This window comes from Rhizobium sp. 62_C5_N11_2 (assembly GCF_051811185.1).
Lineage (GTDB): Bacteria > Pseudomonadota > Alphaproteobacteria > Rhizobiales > Rhizobiaceae > Rhizobium > Rhizobium leguminosarum.
Window position 1 is genome coordinate 2,882,890 of sequence record NZ_JBPWPW010000001.1, and the last position, 20,017, is coordinate 2,902,906.

General features: G+C 60.3%; 20 protein-coding genes. 10 read left to right on the plus strand and 10 right to left on the minus strand.

Annotated features, from left to right (window positions below; genetic code table 11):
- Positions 1-27 precede the first annotated feature (27 nt).
- The 4 genes from AB8B31_RS14510 to AB8B31_RS14525 all read right to left on the minus strand — a co-directional run bounded on the left by AB8B31_RS14510 (position 28) and on the right by AB8B31_RS14525 (position 2,055).
- Complete coding sequence (locus AB8B31_RS14510; RefSeq protein ID WP_130723523.1) at positions 28-264, minus strand: hypothetical protein; 237 nt, start codon at positions 262-264, stop codon at positions 28-30.
- Between the two features lie 127 nt (positions 265-391).
- Entirely contained in the window at positions 392-733 is a 342-nt protein-coding gene (locus tag AB8B31_RS14515) for a RidA family protein (RefSeq protein WP_047623419.1), read from the minus strand.
- Between the two features lie 72 nt (positions 734-805).
- A complete protein-coding gene (locus tag AB8B31_RS14520; protein WP_018074112.1) occupies positions 806-1,144 on the minus strand; it encodes a TIGR01244 family sulfur transferase in 339 nt (112 codons plus the stop codon).
- 71 nt (positions 1,145-1,215) lie between these two features.
- Complete coding sequence (locus AB8B31_RS14525) at positions 1,216-2,055, minus strand: aldose 1-epimerase family protein (protein ID WP_047623420.1); 840 nt, start codon at positions 2,053-2,055, stop codon at positions 1,216-1,218.
- 361 nt (positions 2,056-2,416) lie between these two features.
- Here AB8B31_RS14525 and AB8B31_RS14530 point away from each other — a divergent pair, with 361 nt between their 5' ends.
- The 4 genes from AB8B31_RS14530 to AB8B31_RS14545 all read left to right on the plus strand — a co-directional run bounded on the left by AB8B31_RS14530 (position 2,417) and on the right by AB8B31_RS14545 (position 6,638).
- The gene (locus tag AB8B31_RS14530) at positions 2,417-3,817 is read left to right on the plus strand and encodes a L,D-transpeptidase (protein ID WP_028732858.1); all 1,401 of its coding nucleotides are present in this window, start codon (positions 2,417-2,419) and stop codon (positions 3,815-3,817) included.
- A gap of 234 nt (positions 3,818-4,051) precedes the next feature.
- Positions 4,052-5,020, plus strand: coding sequence for an aliphatic sulfonate ABC transporter substrate-binding protein (locus AB8B31_RS14535; protein ID WP_026230694.1), 969 nt, complete (start codon positions 4,052-4,054; stop codon positions 5,018-5,020).
- A gap of 21 nt (positions 5,021-5,041) precedes the next feature.
- Positions 5,042-5,881, plus strand: a complete 840-nt coding sequence (locus AB8B31_RS14540) for an ABC transporter permease (protein ID WP_047623422.1) — start codon at positions 5,042-5,044, stop codon at positions 5,879-5,881.
- A gap of 1 nt (position 5,882) precedes the next feature.
- Positions 5,883-6,638, plus strand: a complete 756-nt coding sequence (locus tag AB8B31_RS14545; RefSeq protein WP_047623424.1) for an ABC transporter ATP-binding protein — start codon at positions 5,883-5,885, stop codon at positions 6,636-6,638.
- A 55-nt stretch (positions 6,639-6,693) separates the two neighbouring features.
- Here AB8B31_RS14545 and AB8B31_RS14550 read toward each other — a convergent pair whose 3' ends face one another.
- From AB8B31_RS14550 to AB8B31_RS14575, 6 genes are all read right to left on the minus strand, one after another.
- On the minus strand, positions 6,694-7,392 hold the full coding sequence (locus AB8B31_RS14550; RefSeq protein WP_047623426.1) for a ParA family protein: 699 nt from the start codon (positions 7,390-7,392) through the stop codon (positions 6,694-6,696).
- A gap of 231 nt (positions 7,393-7,623) precedes the next feature.
- Positions 7,624-8,775: an iron-containing alcohol dehydrogenase gene (locus AB8B31_RS14555; protein ID WP_028732863.1), complete on the minus strand. Its 1,152-nt coding sequence runs from the start codon at positions 8,773-8,775 to the stop codon at positions 7,624-7,626.
- On the minus strand, positions 8,772-10,157 hold the full coding sequence (locus tag AB8B31_RS14560; protein ID WP_112904196.1) for an aldehyde dehydrogenase family protein: 1,386 nt from the start codon (positions 10,155-10,157) through the stop codon (positions 8,772-8,774). Before AB8B31_RS14560 ends, AB8B31_RS14555 begins: the two co-directional genes overlap by 4 nt.
- A gap of 206 nt (positions 10,158-10,363) precedes the next feature.
- Positions 10,364-11,731: a glutamine synthetase family protein gene (locus AB8B31_RS14565; protein WP_130652783.1), complete on the minus strand. Its 1,368-nt coding sequence runs from the start codon at positions 11,729-11,731 to the stop codon at positions 10,364-10,366.
- A 145-nt stretch (positions 11,732-11,876) separates the two neighbouring features.
- Entirely contained in the window at positions 11,877-13,433 is a 1,557-nt protein-coding gene (locus AB8B31_RS14570) for an amino acid permease (protein WP_028732865.1), read from the minus strand.
- Between the two features lie 119 nt (positions 13,434-13,552).
- Entirely contained in the window at positions 13,553-14,323 is a 771-nt protein-coding gene (locus tag AB8B31_RS14575) for an N-formylglutamate amidohydrolase (RefSeq protein ID WP_130652784.1), read from the minus strand.
- Positions 14,324-14,502: 179 nt separating this feature from the next.
- Between AB8B31_RS14575 and AB8B31_RS14580 the strand changes: the two genes are divergently transcribed.
- From AB8B31_RS14580 to AB8B31_RS14605, 6 genes are all read left to right on the plus strand, one after another.
- Positions 14,503-15,375 carry a MurR/RpiR family transcriptional regulator gene (locus AB8B31_RS14580; RefSeq protein WP_018242903.1) on the plus strand — a complete coding sequence of 291 codons (873 nt, stop codon included), beginning with the start codon at positions 14,503-14,505 and terminating at the stop codon, positions 15,373-15,375.
- Positions 15,376-15,565: 190 nt separating this feature from the next.
- Entirely contained in the window at positions 15,566-16,669 is a 1,104-nt protein-coding gene (locus AB8B31_RS14585; RefSeq protein ID WP_018242904.1) for an ABC transporter substrate-binding protein, read from the plus strand.
- Between the two features lie 71 nt (positions 16,670-16,740).
- Positions 16,741-17,634: an ABC transporter permease gene (locus AB8B31_RS14590; RefSeq protein ID WP_018242905.1), complete on the plus strand. Its 894-nt coding sequence runs from the start codon at positions 16,741-16,743 to the stop codon at positions 17,632-17,634.
- Positions 17,631-18,419, plus strand: coding sequence for an ABC transporter permease (locus AB8B31_RS14595; RefSeq protein WP_439007460.1), 789 nt, complete (start codon positions 17,631-17,633; stop codon positions 18,417-18,419). Before AB8B31_RS14590 ends, AB8B31_RS14595 begins: the two co-directional genes overlap by 4 nt.
- A 12-nt stretch (positions 18,420-18,431) precedes the next feature.
- The gene (locus tag AB8B31_RS14600; RefSeq protein WP_018446586.1) at positions 18,432-19,493 is read left to right on the plus strand and encodes an ABC transporter ATP-binding protein; all 1,062 of its coding nucleotides are present in this window, start codon (positions 18,432-18,434) and stop codon (positions 19,491-19,493) included.
- 196 nt (positions 19,494-19,689) lie between these two features.
- Positions 19,690-19,995, plus strand: a complete 306-nt coding sequence (locus AB8B31_RS14605; RefSeq protein ID WP_012758329.1) for an NIPSNAP family protein — start codon at positions 19,690-19,692, stop codon at positions 19,993-19,995.
- Positions 19,996-20,017 lie beyond the last annotated feature (22 nt).

Genomic DNA, 20,017 nt, shown 5'->3' on the forward strand with positions numbered 1-20,017 from the left:
AAAAGCGGCGCTTGGGACGGCAGAATCTTAGCGAGCGAGCTCGCGCTTCAGCATTCTGCCCAGCTGATCGCAGCTCTCGTTGGTATATTGTCTCGTCGACTGCCGCGTGACACCACGGCGAGCAGTACCAAAAGCCCGTTCTGTTGCGGTTTCCGGGTCTTTGAGTTCTTTTCGAGCAAACTTCAGGAAAAGAGCTTTCGCGTCGCTGACGAGCTGTGGACGCTTGTAGTGCATGTCGCAAGTCAATGCGATGACCATGCTCACGGAGGCCACGCCAAGCCCCTCACCTCTAGGGATTGACGGAAGTTCTTCCGTAGAAGCCACGGAGGCCGCGAGGCAACCGGCAAAACAAAGTGTCAGCAGGCGTCTCGTCGGCATCCGTGTCCTCAAATCAGATCGCAGCCGTGATGATGAACTCGACCTTGTATTTCGGCGCAGCGAGCTTGGCTTCGCTGGTGGCGCGGGCCGGCGGATTGGCCGGATCGATCCAGCCTTCCCAGACGGCGTTCATCTCGGCGAAATCGGCGATATCGGACAGGTAGATGATCGTCTGCAGGATCTTCGACTTGCTGCTGCCTGATGCAGCCAGCAGGCGGTCGACTTCGGCAAGCGAGGACTTGCACTGATCGGTGACGCTTTCGCCCTCGCCGACCTGACCTGCGAGATAGACCGTGTTGCCGTGAATGACGGCGCCGCTCATGCGCGAGCCGACGTCGATACGCTTAATGCTCATTATAGTCTCCTGAGTGAATGGAGGTGGCGGCGCTGAGGTTCAACGCCGGAAAATCGGCCCCCCGGAACGGGCTCAATTACGGATATGGTGGGTCTTCTGGTAAATCGCCGTCGAGCGCGCGCCGGAGCGGCAATAGCCGAGCATCGGCCGCGGGAATTCATCGAGCGCGTCGACCATGCCCTGCACGGCTTCCTCGGTCACGCCCATCGGTCCAACCGGCACATGGGCGATCTCGAGGCCGAGCTCCTTGGCGCGCGCCTCGATGACGGAGAACGACGTCTGGTCGGGACTTTCGTGATCGGGGCGGTGGCAGACGATCGATTTGAACCCCAGTGCCTTGATCTCGTCGAGCTCCTCCAGCGTGATCTGGCCCGAAACCGAATATTCATCGTCGATCTGGCGAATATCCATCGTCTTGTCTCCTCAAAAATCGTGGGCTGAAGGTCTACGACGGAGGTCTGCCAGCGTCAACAACACTTCGTTCACAGGAAGGTAAAGGTCAGCGCATAGCTTCGGCTCTCGCCGGGCGCCAACATGTTGAACTCACCAGCGGCCTGAAGCTCGTCGCGCGATATCCAGCGATGCGAAACCGGCTCGATACCGATGATATGGGCGGGCGCCTTCTGGTTCCGCCAGACCTGCAGATGGGGCAGCGTGTCGGCGCGGAAGCGCACACGCAGCGTCCTGCCGCCGATTGCGGCGATCGGTCCGAGGCGGACCTCTGCGAAGCCCTCCTCCGTCGCCGGCGCCGTGACGCAGAAGATGCCGCCCGGCTCCTCGCCGAACGCCCAGGGGAAACCACCATTCTCCAGCATCTGGCCCTCGAGCCGCGTGCCCTCGTCCAGCCATTTGCCGCCAGTGTTTATGTGGTACATCAGGAAGGTCGGCACTGTCCGATCGCTCGTATTGACGACTCGGTCCTCGAGCCGCACCTCGCCGGTCGCCCCATCGATCCGCCACAGCCGCTCGATGCGCTGCGGCAGTCCTTCGACGGTGGTGATGTCGATATCGGCGCGGCATTCGGCATTGCCGTTCTCGAACTTCGTCCACAGCACCTTTGCCGTATGGCCGGAGGCTGATCCGTGCAGCGGATAAACCTTGCCGTCGTCCCGGCCGGGAATCGGCTGGCGGTGGCGGATATGATCCGGCCCGCAGGTGAAGAGAAAGCCTTCGAGCGAGTGGTCGATTCGCGCATCACCGTCGTCGGGAATGGCACGTTTCGGCGCGATGTCGACGCCGTCGACAATGCATCCGCCGATATCCAGCACCGATGTTTCGTCCAGCATCAGGCGCGGGCCGCTTGCGGCGGCAAATTCGATCATCACGGTCTCCTCGGGGAATTGTCGGCCCCTTAGAGCGCCGTGCGTCCTTTCGGACGCACAAAGGACGCTCTAACACTTTGAATCGACGCATTGTGCTTTTCGAAAATTGATTCCGATTTTCGGAAAGCACAATGCGCTAGCGTTAGGTTTCGCGCCGCCATTCGTCAATCGGTGCCGTTCCTATCTTGTGGTTTTGCAGCAACCGTGGAATTCGCGGAACTGCCACAAGGACGCAAACGTTTATGAGTAAAAGGAAATCTTAGTGATTTTCATATTTTGTTCAGCACGGTTTCATAAATTCCACACTAGCGTCAAAATTCGCATGTGTGTGTCTGCCCAGTCACTGTTCGAGGTGTGAGACGTGAATCGCTTTTTAAAATCGGCATTTTGCCTCGCAGCCAGCTTGGCTGCCCTTGCGGCTATAGCGCCGGAGGCAGGCGCGCAGCAGTTCCGCGACCGCCGCCAGAGCGATATCGTGCTCGTGACGCCAAACGGCGAAATCCTCGACTACGTTCCAACTGGCTATGCCTACGCCCGGGATCGTAGCGGCAATCGCGTGTTGATCGATGCCTATGGCAACGTCGTCGCTACCGAGATGCGCGCCCGGGGCTACTATCCGCCGCGGCCCGGCCCGCGCGAGGTCTATAACGACCAGTACGGCGACGACCCCTATTATTCCGACAACAATCCCGATGGCGATACGCGTTATTCCGAGCGGGGCGCCGTCACCGGCGGCATTCCGCGCGATGCGGCGATCGAACGCCGGCCGCTTGGCGAGCAGCCCTATCCCGATGACAACAGTATCGGTAATCCGCAGCCCGGCGACGATTATGCCTCGATCGACCCCGATCAGCAGATCCCGCCCGCCGACGCGCCCAAGACCGCGCCTGATGAGCCCGTCATCACGCTGAAGAACAAGTCGAAGCCCGAAATCGTCGCGCTGCAGGTCTTCCTCGATCGTGCCGGCATCTCTCCGGGTGTCATCGACGGCCATATGGGCTCGAACGTCACCAAGGGGATCTATGCCTATGACCAGATGACCGGATCGAAGCTCGATCCCAACGACACCGATGCCATTCTGGAAGAGCTGCGCATGAACGGCGGCCTGCCCGTCGTCAGTTACACGATCACGCCGGCCGATGCCGCCGGTCCCTTCGTCGCGGAGATCCCGGAGGATTATTCGCACAAGGCGCTGCTGCCGTCGCTCGCCTATACCTCGACTACCGAAATGCTGGCCGAACGCTTCCACATGGATGAGGCCTTTCTCAAGGAGATGAACCCCGGCGCCGATTTCAGCGTTCCCGGCACCGTCATCAAGGTCGTCAATCCGGGTGAGCCGAAAAGCGGCGAGGTTGCCCGTATCATCGCCGACAAGGGCCGCAAGCAGGTCTTCGCCTATGACGGCGCCGGCAATCTCCTCGCCGCCTACCCGGCATCGATCGGCTCCACCGACACGCCCTCTCCGTCAGGCTTGGTGAACGTCGAGCGTGTCGCCTTCAATCCCGGCTATACCTACAATCCGAAGATCAATTTCCAGCAGGGTGCCAACGACAAGATCCTCAACATCCCGCCCGGCCCGAACGGTCCCGTCGGCACCGTCTGGATGGCGCTTTCCAGGCCGACCTACGGCATTCACGGCACGCCCGAACCCTCGAAGATCGGCCGCACCCAGAGCCACGGCTGCATCCGCCTGACTAACTGGGATGCCACCGAACTTGCCAAGATGGTCAAGCCGGGAGTGACGGTCGAATTCGTCGACTGAACATACCATCGCGTCTTCAGGCGGAATGACCGCAAAGCGAACAGACAACAATGTCACGCGACTGGATCGACCAATACGCGGCGGGATCGGCGCTGCCCCGCACTTTGACACAACAATCTAGCGCGGGCCGCGACGGCAGTTCAAAATTGCTCTTCCGCACCAAAGTTTGGAACCCGAAAGCGCGCCAAAAGCTATTAAATCTGTAGATTTCACTTCCTACATTTTGGAGGTCGTATGAAATCGCTTGTTCGATTGGCTTTAAGCGTTTTGGCGGGTTTGGTCGCAGTCGGCACGGCGCAGGCTGCCGATGTCTCGGAAATTCGCGTGGACTGGGCGACCTACAACCCGGTCAGCCTCATTCTGAAGGATGAAGGCATCCTGGAAAAGGAATTCGAAAAGGATGGGATCAAGATAACCTGGGTCCAGTCCGCAGGCTCCAACAAAGCCCTGGAATTCCTCAATGCCGGCTCCCTCGACTTTGGCTCGACGGCGGGTGCGGCTGCATTGATCGGCCGCGTCAACGGCAACCCGATCAAATCCATCTATGTGTATTCGCGTCCGGAATGGACTGCGCTCGTAACACGCAAGGATACCGGCATCGCCAAGGTCCAGGACCTCAAGGGCAAGTCCATCGCCGTGACGCGCGGCACCGACCCGCACATTTTCCTGGTGCGCGCCCTTGCCGATGCAGGTCTGACTGAAAAGGACGTTTCGCTTGTTCTGCTACAGCACGCGGACGGCCGCCTTGCGCTGAAACGAGGCGACGTCGACGCTTGGGCCGGCCTCGATCCGATCATGGCCTCCGCCGAGATTGAAGATGGCGATGTGCTGTTCTATCGCAAGCCGGAAAACAACAGCTGGGGCGTGCTTAACGTGCGCGAAGAGTTTGCTATCGCGCATCCTGATCTCGTCAAACGCGTGCTTGCTTCCTACGAGAAGGCGCGCATTGAAGCTCTGAAAGATCCGACCAAGCTCAAAGCCGCCCTCGTTGCCGCCACCAAGCTGCCCGACACGGTGATAGAGCGCCAGCTGGAGCGCACGAACCTCACCTATTCCGTGATCGGCGATGCACAGCGCGAGACGATCGAAGCAGCGGGTCTCGCTTTGCAAAAGGCCGACGTCATCAAGGCGGATGTCGATGTCGTCAAGACCGTATCGTCGCTGGTCGATCCCAGCTACGCCTCGGCCGCTCTCGGCCAGTGAAGCGATAGAAAGAACGTTCCCATGTCCTTGGTGCACATCGCGCTGTCATGGCACAATACGGAAACAGGAAGGGAGACCCGGCAGCGCCGGGTTTCGCCTTTCGATCGCCCGATTGTCGGAATCGTGTTTCCGGTTGCGTTGTTTGCCGCCTGGGAAATCCTCGTTCGTGCGGGAATAGTCGGAGGTCGTTTGATGCCCCCGCCCTCGAAAATTCTCTATACGGTCTATGCGCTGGCGGCCTCCGGCGATCTGGGAACGCATGTCGGCGCGACGCTGCGCAGAGTGGCGATCGGCTTCGCCTTCGGGTCCTTGGCGGGGACCGCTCTTGGGGCGCTGACCGGCTACTCCAAACCGCTCGCACGTCTGCTGGATCCGACCCTGCAGGCTCTGCGAGCCATTCCCTCCATTGCCTGGGTGCCGCTGTTCATCCTGTGGTTCGGTATTTTCGAAGCCTCCAAAGTCGCCCTGATTGCCGTTGGCGTCTTCTTCCCGGTCTATCTAGGAGTCTATGGCGCCGTCGTCGGCGTCGATAGGCGCATCGTAGAGGTCGGTCGCGTCTTTCGGCTTTCGGGCTTCGAGCTCATTCGTCTGATCTTGCTGCCGGCGGTCCTTCCGGACTTTATCCTTGCCCTGCGCGCAGGCCTGGGCCTCGGTTGGATGTTCGTCGTTGCGGCGGAATTCATGGGCGCATCCGAAGGCCTGGGATATCTTCTGGTGGATGGTCAGCAACTCGGAAAGCCGGATCAGATCCTGGCGGCTATTTTGATCTTTGCCGTTGTCGGCAAGGCGACCGATAGCCTGCTTCTGATTGCGAGCGCGCCGTTCCTGCGCTGGCGCGACACCCATGCGAGCGGGATCTGACATGCTTGACATCCGCTCCCTATCCAAGATCTACCCCAATGGAACACATGCTCTGCAAGACTTCTCCCTCAGTATCGGTAAGGGAGAGTTAGTCGCGGTCATCGGAGGATCGGGTTGCGGCAAGAGCACCCTTCTGAGACTGTTGTCGGGCCTCGAAGCCCCTACACAGGGCGAAATCAGCTTGGAGGGACGGCTGCTGAGAGAGCCGGACTCGCTCGTGAATATCGTCTTCCAGGAGCCCCGGCTCTTTCCATGGCTGACAGTCGCGGACAATATCGGTTTCGGCCTGCGCCATCTGGCAAGCAGCGAACGGGATGAGCAGGTATCGGCGGCCCTGGAGAAGATTGGCCTTCGCGGCCACGAGAAGCGCTGGATAAAGGAGCTGTCCGGCGGTCAGGCGCAACGCGTGGCCCTGGCGCGAGCACTCGTGACGAAGCCGGCCGTTCTCCTCTTGGACGAGCCCTTCTCCGCACTCGATGCGATGACGCGTGTCGAACTCCAGGATCATCTGATCGATCTATGGCGCGTGAATGCCACGACGATGCTGCTCGTCACGCACGATATCGAAGAGGCAGCCTTTTTGGCGGATCGCGTTGTCGTGATGCGCCCTTGGCCGGGACGCATTCTAGAGGTGGTCGATATAGGCCTGCCGCGACAACGCAATCGCATGTCGGACGAATTGGCCGAAGTCAAAAGGCGTCTTTCCGACCTTCTGGCTCATTCTCTCAATGATGGCAGCCGCACGGCAAGCGCCTGAAAACGAAATGCGTCGCGGACCGAACCGGACGCACTTCGTTCCAGGATGCGGGGACTCAGGCTGCCGTCGCCATGCGGGCGGACGCCACCAGCCTCACCGGCAGCTTGCGCATCATTTCCTCGGCAAAACAGGTGGCGTTTTCACGGGCCTTGTCGAGGTTGCTGACGCGCGTGGGATCGATCGTGTGCAGCGTGCCGCCACAGTCGAAGATGTCGCGAAAGGCGGAGCGTTCGATAATTGCGGTGTCCAGCACCGGCACATGCCGTTCGCTGAGCAGCGACTTGACGACTTGCAGCGCCCGTGTCGTCACCATCGAGTTGACGCGGGTCAGCACCACCGAATGGCCAATCTTGATGCCGGCCTTCTCATCCAGATACTGCAGCAGTTCGAGCACCTGCGCGCCACCGCGCGCATCCATTGCACAGCCCTGGATCGGAATCAGCACGTGGTCGGAAAGGCCGACGGCGGTGGCAAGCAGCGGATTGCGTGCACCCGGCAGGTCGACGATGAAATAGTCGGTATTGTGCTTGTTCTCGCTGATATGCTGCGGCAACGAGGCGGTTGTCACGAAATCGATCACCGAAAGATTGGCCACGTGACCAGAGATCTCGTGCCAGCGTGAAATCCAGTGCTGCGGATCGGCGTCGAGAATGGTGACGCGATAGCCTTTGCGGGCAAGCTCGGTCGCGAGCAGGAGAACAGCGGTCGTCTTGCCGGCGCCTCCTTTGGTATTTGCGAATGTGATAACAGGCATGTTCGGTCCTCGGAAGGAAAGAGGTGCGAGCCGGAATCGCTCTTTTACGCACCCTCGGAGCATCGTGCGGTTAATCCATCCTTTCTAATCATGGTTAACAAATTCGAAACACGCGCGGCGAAATTGCAGCCGGTATTTTTCACATCCCTAAAACTTGGGATATCGCGGCAACGAAAAAAGCCCGGAAAACCGAGGTTTTCCAGGCCAGTCAGAAGGTCCGCTCTAATATTGTCAGAAGCAATCCCTGAAAAGGACCTTGGTATTTTCGAGCGTCATTGCAACCGGGTTGCCGCCTGCACTCGGATCTTCGATCGCCATGGCCGACAATTCGTCGATGCGGTCGGCAGCGATTCCCATCGCCGACAGCGTCTCCGGCACCCCGAGTTCGGAGCGGAGCTTCAGCACATAGTCGTAGAATCCGTCGAACCCGCCCGAAATGCCGAGATAGGCGGCGGCGCGGCCGATCTTCTCCTCGATCGCCTTGCGGTTGAAGCGCAGCACCGCCGGCATCACCACCGCATTGGTCATGCCGTGATGGGTGTTGTAGACGGCGCCGATCGGATGCGAGAGCGCATGGATGGCGCCGAGCCCCTTCTGGAAGGCGACGGCGCCCATGGCGGCGGCGGCCATCATGTTCGCGCGGGCTTCGAGATCGGTGCCTTCCCTGTAGGCGCGTGGCAGGAATTCCTTGACGAGCCGCATGCCTTCGAGCGCGATGCCGGCTGACATCGGGTGATAGAAGGGCGAGGAATAGGCCTCCAGGCAATGGGCGAAGGCATCCATACCGGTGCCGGCCGTAATGATCTTCGGCATGCCGACCGTCAGTTCCGGATCGGAGATGACGACGCCAGGCAGGAACTTCGGATGGAAGATGATCTTCTTCACATGCGTCTCGGAATTGGTGATGACGCTGGCACGCCCGACTTCCGAACCGGTGCCTGCCGTTGTCGGTACGGCAACGATCGGGGCGATGCCCTCCAGGCTCGCGCGCGTCCACCAGTCGCCGATATCTTCAAAATCCCAGACCGGCCGCGTCTGGCCGGCCATGAAGGCGACGCACTTGCCGAGATCGAGGCCGGAGCCGCCACCGAAAGCAACGACGCCGTCATGGCCGCCGTCCTTGAAGGCCCTGACGCCGGCTTCGAGGTTCTTCTCGTTCGGGTTCGGATCGACATCGGCAAAGATCGCGCGGCCGAGACCTGCATCCTCGAGGATATCGAGCGCAGTCTTGGTGATCGCCATCGAGGCAAGGCCGCGGTCGGTGACGAGCAGCGGCTTCTTGATGCCGAGGCTCTTGCAGGCGACGGCCAGTTCAGTGATGCGGCCCCGGCCGAGCTTGACCGATGTCGGGTAGCTCCAGTTTGCGGTGATGTTGCTGCTCATGCTGTGACTTTCTTCAGATGGAAGGATTTCGGACGCGTCAGATTCTGGAAGCCGATGATCGACAGCGAGCCGCCGCGGCCGGTCTCCTTGACGCCGGTCCAGCAAAGTGCCGGGTCGAGATAATCCGCGCGGTTCATGAAAACGGTGCCGGTTTCGATCTCGCGGCCGAGCCGCCCTGCCCGCTCGACATCCTGGGTCCAGAGCGAGGCCGTCAGCCCGTACTGGCTGTCGTTCATCAAAACGAGTGCCTCCTCGTCGCTCTTCACCTTCATGATGCCGACCGCCGGACCGAAAGTCTCTTCGCGCATGAAGGCCATGGAGTGGTCGACGTCGACGAGAACCTGCGGTGCAAGATAGGCGCCGCCGTCATCCTGGGGGAAAAGCTTGGGATCAACAAGCGCTTTGGCGCCCTTGGAAACCGCATCGGCGATCTGCTCGCGCACCACCTTGGCGAAGCGCTTGTGCGCCATCGGCCCGAGCGAGGTATCGGGATCGAGAGGATTGCCGAGCTTGTAGTTCGACACCCAGGCAACCGACTTCTCGACGAAGGCGTCATAGAGCGATTCATGCACGTAGATGCGCTCGATGCCGCAGCAGCACTGGCCGGAATTGTAGGTCGCGCCGTCCATCAGCGTGTCGACGGCTGCCTCGAGATCCGCGTCCTCCATGACATAACCCGGATCCTTGCCGCCGAGTTCGAGGCCAAGTCCGGTGAAGGTGCCGGCGGCGGCCCGCTCCATCGACCGCCCGCCTTCGACCGATCCGGTGAAGTTGACGAAATTGAAGCTGCCGGCGGCAATCAGCGCCGATGTCGTTTCATGGTCGAGAAAGACGTTCTGGAACACATCTTCGGGAACGCCGGCCTCGGTGAAGGCCTGCACCAGCCGCTCACCGACCAGCAGCGTCTGCGAGGCATGTTTCAGCACCACGGTATTGCCGGCCATCAGTGCCGGCGCAATCGTATTGATCGCCGTCATATAGGGATAGTTCCACGGCGCGACGACAAAGACGACGCCATGCGCCTCGCGCTCGATGCGGCGCTCGAAACGCTCGCTCTCCTCGACGACGAGAGGCGCCAGCGCATCCGCTGCGATCGAAGCGACATAGTTGGAGCGCTCGTTGAAGCCCTTGTATTCGCCGCCATATTTTACCGGCCGACCCATCTGCCAGGCAAGCTCCGGCACGACGACGTCGGACATCTCGTTCAGCCGCGCAGCACCCTTCAGCACCAGCTGCACACGCTCTTCGAGCGGCCGTTTCGCCCAAGCCTTCTGCGCCTTGCGCGCGCGCGCCACCACGTCCTTGGCGGCATCGAGAGAAAGTGCGGCACGCTCGGCATAGACCGACCCGTCAACCGGTGAAATGCATTGGATCATTGCCATGATCGAATCCTGTCCTCGTATTCTTCAAAATCTTTGCGAAGGCCGTAGCCCCTCATCCGCCTGCCGGCACCTTCTCCCCGTAAACGGGGCGAAGGGGATATGCCGCACCGGCTTTCCCCAACATCGACGCTGCGTTTGGCACGTTCCCTCTCCCCGTTTTACGAGGGGAGGGTTAGGGTGAGGGGCAAGCAACCCGCAAATGCCTATTAAGCTCTTTCGAAACCGCGCGCCACTTCCCAGTCGGTGATGCGGCGGTCGTATTCTTCCTGCTCCCATTCGGCGGCGCGGGTGTAATGGTCGATCACGTCGTCGCCGAAGGCTTTGCGCAGCATTGCCGATTCCGTCATTTCGGTCGTGGCCGCACGCAGCGTGCGCGGGATTTCGCGAACGCCCTTGCCGCCATAGGCGTCGCCGACGAAGGGGGCTTCGAGTTCCAGCTTGTTCTCGATCCCGTCAATGCCGGCGGCAAGCAGCGCGGCGAAGGCGAGATAGGGATTGAGATCGGAGCCGCCGACGCGGCACTCGATACGAATTCCCTTGGTCTCCTCACCGCAGAGCCGGTAGCCGGCGGTGCGGTTGTCCTTGCTCCAGATCGCCTTGGTCGGCGCAAACGTGCCGGCCATGAAGCGTTTGTAGGAGTTGATGTAGGGCGCCAGGAAATAGGTGATCTCGCTCGCATGGGCGAGAAGCCCGGCGATGTAATTGTGCATCAGCGGCGACATGCCGTATTTGCCGGTATGGTCGAAGAATAGCGGCTTTTCCTCCAGGCTCCAGAGCGACTGGTGGATATGCGAGGAACTGCCGGCCGCATTGTAATTCCACTTGGCGAGGAAGGTGATGGCCTTGCCCTTCGACCAGGCGATCTCCTTGCAGCCGTTCTTGATGATTGCGTGGCGGTCGGCCATGGCGAGCGCATCGGCGTAGCGCACGTTGATCTCCTCCTGGCCGGCCGAAGCTTCGCCCTTGGAGTTCTCGACCGGGATGCCGGCGCCCTGCAACCCGGTGCGGATCGCCCGCATCACCTCTTCCTCCTTGGTGGTCTGGAAGATGTGGTAGTCCTCATTATAGGCGCTGGCGAGCTTGAGGTTGCGGTAGCCGGAAGTCTGCGCCGCCTCATAGCTCTGGTCGAACAGGAAGAATTCGAGCTCGGAGGCCATGTAGGCCTTCATGCCCATATCCTCGAGCCGCTTCACCTGCTTCTTCAGGATCGCGCGTGGCGAGTGAGCGACTTCCTCATGCGTATGATGGTCAAGCACATCGCAGAGCACCAGCGCGGTGCCTTCCAGCCAGGGAATTCGACGCAGCGTCGCAAGATCCGGCTTCATCGTGTAGTCGCCGTAGCCCTTCTCCCAGCTCGTCGCCTTGTAGCCGGAGACGGTCTCCATCTCCATGTCGGTGGCGATCAGGTAGTTACAGCTGTGCGTTTCCTTCCAGGCGCTCTCGACGAAATATTCCGCCTGGAAACGCTTGCCCATCAGCCGGCCCTGCATATCCACCTGGCAGGCCAGAACCGTGTCGATGCGCCCTTCGGCAACATCTTTCCTGAGGTCGTCGATTGTGTAGCTGCTGCTCATGATTGATCCGCCTGAATTGGATTGACAAAATCGGGGCAACGAAATCGCATGCGCTCGGCCGGACTTTTCGGCCCGATGCCTTTTCGTTGAACCGTGATGGGGCCGCAGGATGCGGCCCCGCCATTTGAGAGGGAAGCCTTGATGCTTAGTTTTCGCCGCTTTCGCCGACGGCTGCTTCGGCGGCCGCGATCTCGGCCTGACGCTTTGCCACTTCGGCGCCGATCGGCGGCCCCTTGAAGCGACGGCTTTCGAAGCCGAACCAGACGATCGCGGTCAGCACCAGGAAACCAACGGTGATGTAGAGCGCCCATTCATTCGGCGGCTGGATGCCGAGGATGAAGATCAGGATCATCGCGATCACAGTCAGCACCGCGAAGAGCTTGAAGACGCCTTCGCCGAGGTTCCATGGCCCCATCTTGTCCCACTTCGACGTGCCCCAGGCGAACAGGCCGAGCGTGATCGGGATCGCGAAGGAGAAGAACAGGAAGATGACCGTGCACGAGACGACGATCGTATAGACCGGCGTATCGCCGATCGAAACGAGCGAGGAACCCCAGACGAACAGAACCGACAGGATCGAGCCGGTCCAGATCGCAGCCACCGGCGTGCGATACTGCGGACTGACCTTCGACAGTGCCTTCGATGCCGGCAGACCGCCGTCACGCGAGAAGGCAAAGATCATGCGCGAGACCGAGGTGACGGTCGCAAGCCCGCACAGCCACTGGCTGACCAAGATGGCAAGATAGAGAATATCCTTGACGATCGGGTTCACCTGGCTGTCCATCGCCCAGAAGAACACGTTCCAGCCCTGCTTTGCCGCATCATCCATATTCGGCAGCATCAGAACGAAGGCGCAGAGCATGATGTATCCGAAAAGCGCCGACCAGAGAACCGACGCGACCATGCCGCGCGGGACCGATTCGGCAGCCTTGACTGTCTCTTCCGACGTATGCGCCGAGGCGTCATAGCCGGTGATGGTGTAGATCGGCAGAAGCAGGCCGAGAAGGAAGACCCAAGCACCGGAAGTGGAGGGCCAGACATTGCCGCCGACTTCGCCGGAATAGTTGGCGAAGGTAAAGAGGCGACCGATCTCGTAGGAGGGCGCTGCGATCAGGCAGACGGCCGCCAGCGCGATTGCTGTTGCAAAGATCAGATAACCCGAAAAGTCCGTCAGCTTCGCGGTCAGTCCGATGCCCATGTGGTTGACGAGCGCCTGCGCGCCGGTGATGACAACGAGGAAGGCGATGCGCACCATCGTCGTATCCGTCAGCCCGAAATAGCTGGTGCCGAACGAACCCATGAAGAAATAGTAGGTGCCGACGTTGATGGCGCCGAGCACAGTGACGAGACCGAGCAGGTTGAACCAGGCGGTCAGCCAGCCGGTGAAACGGTTACCGAGGATGGAGCCCCAGTGATAGAGGCCGCCGGCCGTCGGATAAGCGGAGCTGATCTGCGCCATGGCGACGGCGAAGACGAGCGAGATGAAGCAGCCGAGTGGCCAGCCGATGCCGATCGCGGCTCCGCCGGCGCCCGAGGTTGCCTGCGCCAGCGAATTGATGCCGCCGGAGAGGATGCAGATAATGGAGAATGATACGGCGAAGTTCGAGAACGAGCTCATGCGTCGTTCGAGTTCCTGGGCATAACCCATGGAATGCAGGATGTGCACATCCTGCTTCTTGTCCAGTTCGGAATAATCCGACATGACTTCCCCCTGTTCACGATCGGCCGCGGGATTGCGGCCGGTTCAGTGCCAATTGTCCGCGGCATTTTCGCCGTGCGGACGTCCGCAGTTAAACTGCTCCCTCGGGTCTTCTTTTTATGTCAGGCGTCCAGGCTTTGCTGGAGCAGCCCTTTCAGATAGTCGGCCATGACCCCTTGGCCGATATCGTCTGCGATGAGGTCGTTACGGACCTCGATCATCACATTGCGCAAGCCGTTCGAAAGCCCGTGCAGGATCAGCGTGTGGGTCACGCCGTCCTCAGGCCCGTAAGGCTGGTTGCGTTCCGTCCTGTAAAGCGGCGCTTCGGCCGCGACCTCCAGCATACGGTCGGCAAGCCGGCTGTCCTCATCGTGCAATATGCCGAGTTCGACGGCACGTTCGCGGCCGTGATAGACCGGCGTGAAGCTGTGCATCGTCACGATGACGCTGTCTTGTCCCCTCGCCCGGCGATCGCGGATCAGTCCGCGAATGGCGTCATGGAAAGGAACGTAGAGCGCGTCGGTGCGCGCAAGCCGTTCTTCAGGGCTCAAATCCTTGTTGCCGGGGACGGCGTAGATCTCGCTGGTTTCCGGCATGGCGCCGGGTGAACTGGGCGGCCGGTTGCAGTCATAGATAAGCCGCGAGAACCGCTGGCAAACAAGCGTCGCGTCGAGCGCTTCCGATATGCTGCGGGCGACCGCAAGCGCGCCCGGGTCCCAGGCAATGTGGCTGGTGAGCGCCTCGCTGGGCAGGCCGAGATCGCCGAAAAGGGCTGGAAGCGCATTCGAAGCGTGCTCGCAGATGAGAAGCACCGGACTCCGGCCGTGGATGCGCTCGATCCCGACGCAGTCACCGTCCGCTTCGCTGAGGATTTTCGGTCGGGCTAGCACCAAAGGCGCCACTCCTTATCCCTTAACAAATTCCTTATGAAGAAAAGAATTCTTCAGGTTTCAACCTGTGTCAAGCATCCACTGAAAATTTCTTTTCATGACAGTGGTTGACATGGATTATGACAGCGTTGTTAACTTTGAGTGGGAAAGTGGCGCCAGACCATCCCGGGGAGCATAAGTACGTGACAGTTGCGTCGAAGACGGTTTCGGACGTCATACACTCGCATTTGGGGGTGTTGACGCGTGCCGAGAAGCAGCTGGCCGAGAGCCTGCTCGACAATTATCCGGTCTCCGGGCTCGGTAGCATCACCACGATCGCCGAGAACGCCGGCGTCTCGACGCCGACCGTCGTGCGCATGGTGCAGAAGCTCGGCTTCAAGGGCTATCCGGACTTTCAGGCGCATCTGCATCAGGAAGTCGAGGCGACGATCTCGAACCCCATCGCCAAACATGACCGCTGGGCGCAGAACGCCCCAGGCACCCATATTCTCAACCGTTTCGCCGATGCGATCATGGGCAATCTGCGCCAGACGCTGACCGATCTCGACACCGCGACTTTCGACAGCGTCGCCGCGTTGCTCTCCGACCGTAAGCGCGGCCTTTATTTCGTCGGCGGTCGCATCACTGGCGCGCTTGCCGAATATTTCTTCACCCATATGCAGGTCATCCGGCCGGCAACGACACTGCTATCGTCGAATTCCAGCAGCTGGCCGCAATATGTCCTCAACATGAATGCCGGCGACATCCTGATCATCTTCGACATCCGCCGCTACGAGCAGGAGATGGTGAGCCTCGCCACCGCCGCCCGCAAGCGTGGCGCCGAAATCGTCGTCTTCACCGACCAGTGGGCCTCGCCCGCCGCCAAGCTCGCCAGGCATGCTTTTCGCGTCCGGATCGAGGCGCCGTCGGCCTGGGATTCCTCCGTCGTCACCCTTTTCATCGTCGAAGCGCTGATCGAGGCCGTTCAGAATTCGACCTGGGACGAGACGAAGGAGCGCATGAAGACACTGGAAGGCCTGTTCGAGCAGACCAGGCTTTTCCGTAAACCCGGCTAGGAGGACAAGATTAAAACAGAAGAAAAACAATGACGGATTTTCACGGAACCACGGCGCGCTGTCGCAAACGAAACATTGCCGCAACCGCCTGCTATTTAGGGTGAAATGAACGTCATCCAATCGTCATACAAGCTTCATGTAAGCTCATTAACAGCATCGCCAGACACTGAAAACCCGAAGGAGAACAACAGTGATCTCTAACATTTCTCGACTACTGTCGCTTTCTACTGCGATGATCGTGGCTTCGACCGCGATTGCCGCTGCCGAGCCGAGCGCTGAACTTATCGCCGCCGCCAAGAAGGAAGGCACGCTGACGACGATCGCTCTTCCGCACGACTGGTGCGGCTACGGCGAAGTCATTGCCGGCTTTAAGGCCAAGTATGGCCTCGAGGTCAACGAGCTCAACCCGGATGCGGGTTCGGGCGACGAAGTCGAAGCCATCAAGGCCAATAAGGGCAACACCGGCCCGCAGGCTCCTGACGTCATCGACGTCGGCCTCTCTTTCGGCCCGTCTGCAAAGAAAGACGGCCTGATCCAGCCTTACAAGGTCTCCACCTGGGACTCCATCCCGGATACCGCCAAGGATGCCGAAGGCTACTGGTACGGCGACTACTACGGCGTTCTCTCGTTCCTCGTGAATAAGGATCTCGTCAAGGAATCGCCCGCCGATTGGGCCGACCTGAAAAAGAGCGACTACGCAAACAGCGTTGCCCTCGCAGGCGACCCGCGCACCGCCAACCAGGCCGTCCAGGGCGTCTATGCCGCCGGTCTTTCCGCATCCGGCGGTGACGCTGCCAAGGCCGGCGAAGAAGGTCTGAAATTCTTCGCCGAATTGAACAAGAACGGCAATTTCGTGCCGGTCGTTGGCAAGGCGGCTCCGTTCGCGCAGGGCTCGACGCCGATCATCGTTGCCTGGGATTACAACGCCCTCTCCTGGGGAGAAAGCCTCAAGGGCAATCCTCCGTTCGAGGTCGTCGTTCCGAAGTCGGGCGTCGTTGCCGGTGTCTACGTCCAGGCTATCTCCGCCTTCGCTCCGCACCCGAACGCTGCCAAGCTCTGGATGGAATACCTTTATTCCGACGAAGGTCAGCTCGGCTGGCTGAAGGGCTATTGCCACCCGATCCGCTTCAACGATCTTGCCAAGAACAACAAGATCCCGAAGGAACTGCTCGACAAGCTGCCGCCGGCTGCAGCCTATGAAAAGGCCGTTTTCCCGACGCTCGAAGAACAGTCCGCTGGCAAGGAAGCCATCACCAAGAACTGGGATTCCGTCGTCGGCGCCGCCGTCAAGTAGCCTCTAATCCTGCCTCCCCGCCGCAAGGCGGGGAGGTTTTCTCACTCCGACGCCCCAGGATGAGCTTTTCCATGAGCACCGTTTCAACGCCTATGGTGCGCAGTGCCCCCTTGATCAACAGAGATCGCGTGATCGACTGGCTGGGCATTGCACCCTTCATCATTTTCTCCCTGCTGTTCCTGATCATCCCCACGCTTTATCTTGTGGCGGGCGCATTCCTGACGCCCGAGGGCGATTTCACGCTGAAGAATATCGGTGATCTCTTTACCCCATCCATCATGAGCGCCTACTCGATCAGTATCCGTGTCTCGGTGGCGTCGGCTCTAGGCGGTGCGCTGATCGGCTTCTTCCTCGCCTGGGCCGTCGTGCTCGGTGGCCTGCCCGCCTCCGTCCGTTCGACGCTCTTGACCTTCTCCGGTGTCGCCTCGAATTTCGCCGGCGTGCCCCTTGCCTTCGCCTTTCTCGCAACGCTCGGCCGCACCGGGCTTGTGACGATTTTCCTGCGCGAATGGTTCGGCTTCAATCTCTACGGCACCGGCTTCAATCTGCTGTCCTTCTTAGGCCTCACCATCACCTACATGTATTTCCAGATACCGCTGATGGTGCTGATCCTGACGCCGGCCCTCGACGGCATGAAGAAGGAATGGCGTGAAGCCTCGCAGATCCTCGGCGCCACCAACCGCCAGTACTGGACGATGGTCGCGCTGCCGATCCTTTGGCCGAGCCTGCTCGGCACGACGCTGTTGCTCTTCGCCAATGCTTTCGGCGCCATCGCCACCGCTTTCGCGCTGACCGGCAGCTCGCTGAACATCGTGCCGATCCTGCTCTACGCGCAGATCCGCGGCGACGTTCTGCACAATGCCAATCTCGGTTACGCCATCGCGCTCGGCATGATCGTTATCACCGGCGTCTCCAACGTCCTTTACCTCATGCTGCGCATGCGCGCCGAACGGTGGCAGAAATGAAAGCTCAACGTCTCGGAGCCTGGATCGCTGTCATTCTGGGTGCATCCTATTTCGTCATTCCGTTGATCGGCACAATCGAGTTTTCGTTGCGCATGCGCCGCGGCGAATACAGCCTCGATGCTTATGAGTCGGTATTCTCCGACATTCAGTTCCGCGAGACCTTCGGCTATTCCATGTTGATGGCGCTTCTGACCATCGTCTTCGGCATGCTGCTCGTCGTGCCGACGGCCTATTGGGTGCGCCTGCGCCTGCCGCAGATGCGTCCGGTCGTCGAATTCATCACGCTGCTGCCGCTTGTCATTCCGGCGATCGTCATCGTCTTCGGTTACCTCAGAGTGTATAATTCGTCCTCTTACCTACCGTTGACGGGTTCGACGACCGGCACCAACGCCCTGCTGGTCTTCTCCTATATCACGCTGTCCCTGCCCTATATGTACCGCGCCGTCGATACCGCCATGCGCGCGATCGACGTCCGCACGCTGACGGAAGCGGCCGAAAGCCTCGGCGCCCGATGGACGACCATCATGTTCAAGTGCATTTTCCCGAATGTCATGAGCGGCGTGCTCTCAGGCGCTTTCATCACGCTGGCGATCGTCATGGGCGAATTCACCTTTGCCGCACTTTTGAACCGTCCGGCCTTCGGTCCCTACCTGCAGCTCGTCGGCGCCAACAAGGCCTACGAGCCTTCGGCGCTTGCGGTCATCGCCTTCTCGATCACCTGGCTCAGCATGGGCCTGCTCAACCTCGTTTCCCGCTTCGGCAAAGCCGCCCCGGCAAAGGCTTAAGGTATCTGGCTCATGTCTTTTCTCACGCTGAACAACATTCAGAAATCCTTCGGCCCGGTTCAGGTCGTCAAGAACTTCAACATGACGATCGAGAAGGGTGAGTTCATCTCCTTCCTCGGACCGTCGGGCTGCGGCAAGACGACCGTCCTGCGCATGATCGCCGGCTTTGAAACGCCGACTGGCGGCACGCTGACCATCAACGGCAAGGATCAAAGCTCGCTGAAGCCGAACCAGCGCAATATCGGCATGGTGTTCCAGGCCTACGCGCTGTTCCCCAACATGACGGTGCACGACAACGTCGCCTTCGGCCTCAAGGTGGCAGGCGCGCCGAAGCCTGAGGTCGACGCCCGCGTCAAGGAAATGCTCGGCCTGATCAAGCTCGATCACCTGGCCGACCGCTTCCCCTATCAACTGTCGGGCGGCCAGCAGCAGCGTGTCGCCCTTGCCCGTGCGCTTGCCGTCAAGCCGCAGGTGCTGCTGCTCGACGAGCCGCTCTCCGCACTCGACGCCAAGATCCGCGTGTCGCTGCGCGAGGAAATCCGCCAGATCCAGCAGCAGCTCGGCATCACCACGGTCTTCGTCACCCATGATCAGGAAGAAGCCCTGTCGATCTCCGACCGCATTGTCGTCATGAATGCCGGTAAGGCCGACCAGATCGGTTCGCCCTTCGAGATCTACAACACACCGGCGACGCGCTTCGTAGCCTCCTTCGTCGGCACGCTGAACCTCATCGAGGCCAAGGTCGTCGATCCCGATACCAACCGCATCCAGATCGGCGATCAGGGCATAACGCTGAAGCAGTCCGTCGCCGCCCACAAGGCCGGCGAAACCATTTCGCTAGCCCTGCGTCCGGAAGCCGGCTCGCTCTCCGACAGCGTCAAGAGCGACACGGCGCTGACCGGTCAGGTCGTTTCGGCCCATTTTCTGGGGTCGGTCATCCGCACCCGCATGAATGTTGGCGGCAACGTCATCTCCTTCGATATGTTCAACAGCCCGGGCACCACCCCGCCGCAGGCCGGCGAAACGGTAACGCTGCGCTTCATGGCAGCCGACCTGCTCATCATCCGCGACTAACCAGCGTAGCGCGACCTCGCCTGGAAGGCGCCGCCGACGCGGCGCTTTTTTCATTTCAGGCCGGCCGACCTGTCAGCAAACGTGATGCAGCCATCACCGTAAAGCACTTGAACTCTCCCAGCCCGGTGCCACAAGTTGAATAGACCAAATGAGCCGGGCAGCCCTCCGCCCGGCATTTACGCGATGGGATATGTCAATGATTACCTGCCACCTGCGTTATGTGATCGATCCGTACAAGCTTGCCGAATTCGAGGAATATGCCCGGCTCTGGATTCCGATCGTCAACAGAATGGGCGGCACCCATCACGGTTATTTCCTGCCGTCCGAAGGCGCCAACAACATTGCCGTTGCCTTGTTTTCCTTCCCGAGCCTTGCCGCCTACGAGGACTATCGCACACGCATGGCGAGCGATCCGGAATGTCAGGCCGCTTTCGAACTCGACAAACGCAACCGCAGTATCGTCAGCTATGAACGCAGCTTCATGCGGCCCGTGCTCGGCTGAGCGAACCGCACACGAAGGGAAA

What these genes read in the sequence shown, in the direction of transcription:
- AB8B31_RS14595 (WP_439007460.1), top strand. Translation starts at nt 17,631, where the DNA reads ATGAAAGCTCAACGTCTCGGAGCCTGGATCGCTGTCATTCTGGGTGCA.
- AB8B31_RS14520 (WP_018074112.1), bottom strand. Translation starts at nt 1,144, where the DNA reads ATGGATATTCGCCAGATCGACGATGAATATTCGGTTTCGGGCCAGATC.
- AB8B31_RS14525 (WP_047623420.1), bottom strand. Translation starts at nt 2,055, where the DNA reads ATGATCGAATTTGCCGCCGCAAGCGGCCCGCGCCTGATGCTGGACGAA.
- AB8B31_RS14605 (WP_012758329.1), top strand. Translation starts at nt 19,690, where the DNA reads ATGATTACCTGCCACCTGCGTTATGTGATCGATCCGTACAAGCTTGCC.
- AB8B31_RS14515 (WP_047623419.1), bottom strand. Translation starts at nt 733, where the DNA reads ATGAGCATTAAGCGTATCGACGTCGGCTCGCGCATGAGCGGCGCCGTC.
- AB8B31_RS14540 (WP_047623422.1), top strand. Translation starts at nt 5,042, where the DNA reads ATGTCCTTGGTGCACATCGCGCTGTCATGGCACAATACGGAAACAGGA.
- AB8B31_RS14555 (WP_028732863.1), bottom strand. Translation starts at nt 8,775, where the DNA reads ATGAGCAGCAACATCACCGCAAACTGGAGCTACCCGACATCGGTCAAG.
- AB8B31_RS14560 (WP_112904196.1), bottom strand. Translation starts at nt 10,157, where the DNA reads ATGGCAATGATCCAATGCATTTCACCGGTTGACGGGTCGGTCTATGCC.
- AB8B31_RS14600 (WP_018446586.1), top strand. Translation starts at nt 18,432, where the DNA reads ATGTCTTTTCTCACGCTGAACAACATTCAGAAATCCTTCGGCCCGGTT.
- AB8B31_RS14570 (WP_028732865.1), bottom strand. Translation starts at nt 13,433, where the DNA reads ATGTCGGATTATTCCGAACTGGACAAGAAGCAGGATGTGCACATCCTG.
- AB8B31_RS14545 (WP_047623424.1), top strand. Translation starts at nt 5,883, where the DNA reads ATGCTTGACATCCGCTCCCTATCCAAGATCTACCCCAATGGAACACAT.
- AB8B31_RS14550 (WP_047623426.1), bottom strand. Translation starts at nt 7,392, where the DNA reads ATGCCTGTTATCACATTCGCAAATACCAAAGGAGGCGCCGGCAAGACG.
- AB8B31_RS14590 (WP_018242905.1), top strand. Translation starts at nt 16,741, where the DNA reads ATGAGCACCGTTTCAACGCCTATGGTGCGCAGTGCCCCCTTGATCAAC.
- AB8B31_RS14565 (WP_130652783.1), bottom strand. Translation starts at nt 11,731, where the DNA reads ATGAGCAGCAGCTACACAATCGACGACCTCAGGAAAGATGTTGCCGAA.
- AB8B31_RS14535 (WP_026230694.1), top strand. Translation starts at nt 4,052, where the DNA reads ATGAAATCGCTTGTTCGATTGGCTTTAAGCGTTTTGGCGGGTTTGGTC.